General features: G+C 48.9%; 2 protein-coding genes and 3 pseudogenes. All 5 read right to left on the minus strand.

The features are described from left to right. Nucleotides 1–179 precede the first annotated feature (179 nt). A pseudogene (locus tag JCM13995_RS12690) lies at nt 180–1,236 on the minus strand (IS30 family transposase). A gap of 307 nt (nt 1,237–1,543) precedes the next feature. Further along, a pseudogene (locus JCM13995_RS17910) lies at nt 1,544–2,346 on the minus strand (phosphoenolpyruvate hydrolase family protein). Nucleotides 2,347–2,373: 27 nt separating this feature from the next. Next, nucleotides 2,374–3,612, minus strand: a complete 1,239-nt coding sequence (locus JCM13995_RS12700) for a Tm-1-like ATP-binding domain-containing protein (protein ID WP_027829590.1) — start codon at nt 3,610–3,612, stop codon at nt 2,374–2,376. Between the two features lie 65 nt (nt 3,613–3,677). Next, nucleotides 3,678–4,769, minus strand: a complete 1,092-nt coding sequence (locus JCM13995_RS12705) for a phosphoenolpyruvate hydrolase family protein (RefSeq protein ID WP_263849689.1) — start codon at nt 4,767–4,769, stop codon at nt 3,678–3,680. Nucleotides 4,770–5,016: 247 nt separating this feature from the next. After that, nucleotides 5,017–5,461 (minus strand): annotated as a pseudogene (locus JCM13995_RS12710) (glycerate kinase); the annotation flags it as partial.

Genomic DNA, 5,461 nt, shown 5'->3' on the forward strand with positions numbered 1-5,461 from the left:
ATTATCATCGTTGCACTTGGCTTGAAAATTGAGGCATTTATAACAATTTAATGTCATATTTGATAGTTTCAAATTCTGGTAAAGTCAGTGAAGTTGCATAGTTCACTCTATCAAATTTTTTTTAAAGCCCGAATTGTCAAATTAAGTGCAACAGTGAAGACTCATCCATGTGAATTGGTTTAGGTAGTGGGCAGGGATTCCTCCAGGCCCAGGGGGGAGGCCTGGAGCGCCGCGATTGCGCTGCGGTATCCAAGGCACTTCCTTAACCGGTGGTTTAAGACATCTTGGATCTTACGAATCTTCTCCTTAGAGACTTCCCATAGTGATTGACCCTTTGGAATGAATTCTCGAATCAAGCCGTTGGCATTCTCGTTACTGCCACGTTCACTGTGTATAGGGATGGCAGTAGTAGATCTTTGTTCCTCTGAGTTGGTCCAAGAGGGCGAACTCAGAACCGTTGTCGAAGGTGATGGAGTGGAATAGATAAGGATCATGTGTGTTCAGAACGTATTGCATGGCCTCTAAGCAAGTCCGGGCGTGATAGTTTGGGATCTTGTAGATCAGCTCATAACGTGTGACACGTTCTGTCAGGGTGAGTAATGCTGGTTGGTCGGCAGAACGCTTCCCCTTCACCAGGTCGCCTTCCCAGTCACCAACAAACCAGCGGTTATTGATTTGTTTGGGCCGCTTGTCGATGGACGTTCCAGCGATGCGTTTATTCTTACGCGCATGACTACGGCCTGGCCTTTTCTCGCGACGCCGCAACTTCTCAGGCAGATCCATGTTGGTCACTGACAACAGTCCGGCATCAATGTAGCGATACACGGTCGGCGTTGAGGGGCACGAACGATTAGGCCAGAGTTGCTGGAACTGATGCACGTACCCATCAATACTTTGTTCACGATACGCATGCTTCTTGATCTGAGCGGTCAGCCAGTTAAAGAAGTAGGTACACTTCTCCAACATGCTCTTGGCGTGGGAATGGGTCTGTCGTTCTTCGTGTTGTCGTTGGGCAGCATCAAAGAAGTAATCCTTGTAGTAATGATAATTCGAATCCCGTTGCTGGACTCGGCCGCGCTTAAGCTCACGGCTTACCGTACTAGGGGAATGATGGATGATGTGTGCAATATCGCGAATGGAATATTCATGGGAGTGCCAAAGCGCATCAATTATTCCGCGCTCGCCCTCTGTGAGTTGAGTGTACGAGCCGAGACTGTTAGACTGATTGTGGGTCATGAAGGTCACCTTTCTTGGTAGTTTAGTCGCTTCAAGGATAGGTCTTCATGGCCTATTTTGTTAAATCAACCCGGTCGATTGGTCTAACTCAATCGGTGTTGCACTTCAATTTTAAATCCGGCTCTTTAATTTGAACCATAAAAAGCCTCCTTGTGTACTTGATGACTCAAGCATACAAGGAGGCTACGGCGCGAACCATATACCCGTTTAACGACCGCTTACGTTTATGTCTTGGCGGGGGGGCCAACGATTTGCTTGACTTGACGATCTTGGGGGAGTGCCAAGGGATGGGAGATATCCAGAAAAATTACTTCGTAATGTGCTTGAAGGCTTCCGTCTGAGCCTTAATACTAGTCTCCGCGGCGAGCCGTTCAATGCTGGAGGCCCCGAAGAATCCGTCAATGCCGTTTACCCGCTGGATGACGTACTGGGCATCCTTGGGTTCAGCGATTGGTCCGCCGTGACAGATTACCATCACATCAGGGTTCACAGCCCGCCCGGCATCAAGAATATCTTGGACCTTCTTGACGCAGTCATCCAGCGTCAAGGCCGTTTTCGCCCCAATGGCGCCCTTGGTAGTCAGTCCCATGTGGGCGACCAGGATATCGGCACCGGCCTTAGCATGGCGGTGGCTTGTTCTGGATCAAAGACGTAAGGTGTAGTCAGCATATCCAAGTCGTGGGCTTTACGAATCATGTCGACTTCCAAGTCATAACCCATGCCGGTCTCTTCCAGATTTTTACGGAAGGTACCATCAATCAAGCCAACGGTCGGGAAGTTCTGGACACCATTAAAGCCTTGATTCTTCAATCCTTTGAGGTATACGTCCATGATCCGGAAGGGGTCAGTCCCGTTGACACCGGCCAGGACTGGGGTATGCTTGACGACCGGGATAACTTCGCGACCCATTTCTTCCACAATCGCATTGGCATCGCCATAAGCCAGCAGACCAGCGAGGGAGCCGCGGCCAGCCATCCGATATCGGCCCGAATTGTAGATAACGAAAACATCGGCGCCGCCGGCTTCGCTGCTTTTTGCTGTAATCCCGGTACCGGCACCGACGCCGATCAGGAATTCTCCATGGCTTCTTTTTTTCCTTGAAATCAGCAATGATTTGTTTTCGAGTACGCTTATCCATTATGCAGTAACCTCTTTCTTTGTTTTATCTTGTTTGGCCTTGATCAGGGCCAATAATTCATCGTCAGCCACCTGCGTAAACTCTGGATCATTAATGTTCATATCCAGTTCAATAACCTTAACGCAGTCGTTAGCCAGCGTGTCCTTAAACGCCTTGAACAAGGCTGCGTCTTCTTCCGGTCCAAAGAATGGCTGACCCGCCGCATCAATCTTCGAAACCCCTTTCAATGGGATCATCACGGTCACCGGCGCCGTGGCTTTGTTCACTTTACGAGCAATTTCCTGCCCGAGCTGAACATTTTCGGCCACAGTGGTCCGCATCAAAGTCGTTGTCGGATTATGTTTAAAGAAATTTCGATCCTTAAATTGCGCCGGCACTGAATCATACGGACCAAAGTTGACCATGTCCAGTGCCCCAAACGAAATTACCTGAGGAATCTGCGCGGCGATGCCAGCTTCTAAGCGATGCGGCCCAGCAGAAAGGATACCACCCACCAAGTTGTCGGCCATCTCGGTTGTTGTCAAATCTAAGATACCGGTAAAGTAACCACCCTTGATCAAATGCTCCATAGTCCGCCCACCAGTACCAGTAGCGTGGAAGACCAGTGTTTCATAACCTTTTTGATCCAACAGTTCCCGGGCATGATCAACGGCGGGGGTAGTCACGCCGAACATGGTTGCGCCGACCAAAGGCCGAACATCGACATCTTGGACAAAGTGAGCATTCACCATACCGGAAATGGCAGCGGCTGCGTTGTCATAAATCACTTTGGATAATTTGTTCAAACCGGAAACATCGACAATTGATGGCATCATCATGATGTCGCTGGTCCCAACATAAAAACTAGTATCACCGGAAGCCACGGTGGACACCATAATCTTAGGCACTCCGATTGGCAACTCACGCATTCCTGGAGTAACCAGAGATGTGCCGCCAGAACCGCCAAAGGAAAGGATCCCATCGAAGCGATGCGCCTGATACAATTTTGGCAGTATCTTGGCAAATCCCTGACTCAAAGTGGCGGTGGCCTCACCCCGATCCGCATCACGGATGGACTGGATAGAAACACCCATTGCATCCGCCAAGACGGACGAATCAACATCGGGTACAAAGAACGGCTGATACACACCGGTGTGAATGGTGAAAACTTGATTACCTAACGATTCCAGAATTTGTTTGACATATGCAAACTCTCGACCTTTAGTATCGAACGTGCCGGCTAGTGCGACTGTTCCCACGATTGCTTACCTCCTTCTGAAGCTTACAAATTCAGTCTACGAGGTAAGCCCTTACTTGAAAAGGTTTACATGTTCGTATCAGTAGTGTCTATGTTAGAAGATTGAATTTGATATTTTTTAGGGGAAATGCCGAAATATACCCGGAAGACTTTATTGAACTGGGCATAATCCGAATAACCGACGAGTTGGGCGATTTCCTTCAGTGGCAAAGATGTCGATTTAATGAGCTCTACTGCCTTATTGAGTCGAAACCGAATGAGGTAAGTCGTGAAGGATACTCCGGCTTTCTTTTTAAATAGGGTACTCAGGTATGAAGCAGACATATGCAGCATATCAGCTAATTCTCCGATATAAACCGGCGCAGCATAATTTTCATCAATATAGCGCTTGATAAAGTCAGTAGGGGGGTAATAGTTTTGCGCGCCCTCCAGAATTTGAACAGTGAGGGTATCACTGGCCGTTGTTTCTGCCGATTTGAAAGCACGCATTTGTTCGCTGATCGTTTGCTCCGGGATTAATCGTTCAAAGGTCGACCCGCCAATATAACCTTGAATTGCTGGAACACGATTGTACAAATAGCGCACTTCGGTGAGATCGTTGATAATACCGCCGTAAATCATCAGGAAGCTGTGACTGTCGGCCGCTTTCAGAGCCTGGCAGATTTCATTGACCCGTTTGATCATACTGGTAAAACTGCGCACTCGCCTAGCACCTAGCAAACCGCCTTCTGTGAGACCGAGGTGAATACAAATAATATCTGTTGGAATTTGAGCAGCGAGGATGGCTTCATCAGGCGTTGTGACAAATGCCGCCGTACACAGCTTACGTTCATGGGCCGCTTTGATTAAAACCATTTCCTGCGCAAAGGTTGCACCTTCCTCAGTCAAAGCCTCTCGAAATTGGCCGTCAATCAAGGTAACAGTTGGGTAGTTCACCACACCGACAATGGGCAGCTGCTGGAGCAGCGTCAGCAACTGCTTGGGTGATTGCGTCGGGTCGGTGGCGTTGAGGCCGACAAAAGTCGGGAAGCCATTAACGATTGGCAGAATTTCTTGGCGGGCAATGGTCATGATCTGCTGATTGCTGTTGGTGAAGGCAAGGTAACCACCGAGGGAACTGCGGCCCATCTGACGAAATTTACCGGAATTCAGGACCATCACAAAATCAGCGCCAGAATTTTTTTGCGTGTAAGGCGTTCATCCCCGTGGCGGTACTCACGCCAAGCAGATGATTTCCTTGGCGGATCTGTTGATGCAGGGCGTTCAAAAATTTGCTTTGAATCGTCAAGTTAGTGTCTTCCTTTCACTGCTCCTGTTCGTATTATCCCACAGAAGAAATGGGAAATGGGAACTAGAAACCAGCAGTCACCTGAGAATTGTTAACTACGGGTCAACCCCAGTATCCTCAATTTTGTTTACTGCGCTGTATCGCCGCAATCAGCCGGCCAATGTTCTCAGAGACCAGTTCAATATCTGATGCGGCGTCTGCGATTGCTTTTGCCAACGATTTAGCCGCCGTTGCCGTCGGAAAAATCGCATCAATGGCGTCTGGTCGATATAGAATGCTGAGACCGTCTCCAATATTACCGGAAAGGACGATCACTGGCGCCGTTGGGGCAACTGATTTAGCGGCGAGTGCCACACCAAAGGGAGTTTTGCCGTACTGCGTCTGGGAGTCGATGCCGCCTTCACCGGTAAAGACAAAATCAGCGTCTTGGACCCGTTCCTTCAAATGGGTGTATTCAATCACGAGGTCAATGCCTTTTTTTCATTTGTGAGTTAGTAAAGGCCATCAATCCTGCTCCAAGTCCGCCAGCGGCACCAGCCCCGGGTGCATGGGCAATGTTTTT

The sequence above is a fragment of the Lacticaseibacillus camelliae DSM 22697 = JCM 13995 genome (assembly GCF_001311195.1).
Classification (GTDB): Bacteria; Bacillota; Bacilli; order Lactobacillales; family Lactobacillaceae; genus Lacticaseibacillus; species Lacticaseibacillus camelliae.

Bases quoted from the DNA above. Each gene is read 5' to 3' on its own strand.
- JCM13995_RS12705 (WP_263849689.1), bottom strand. From the start codon at position 4,769: ATGGTCCTGAATTCCGGTAAATTTCGTCAGATGGGCCGCAGTTCCCTC.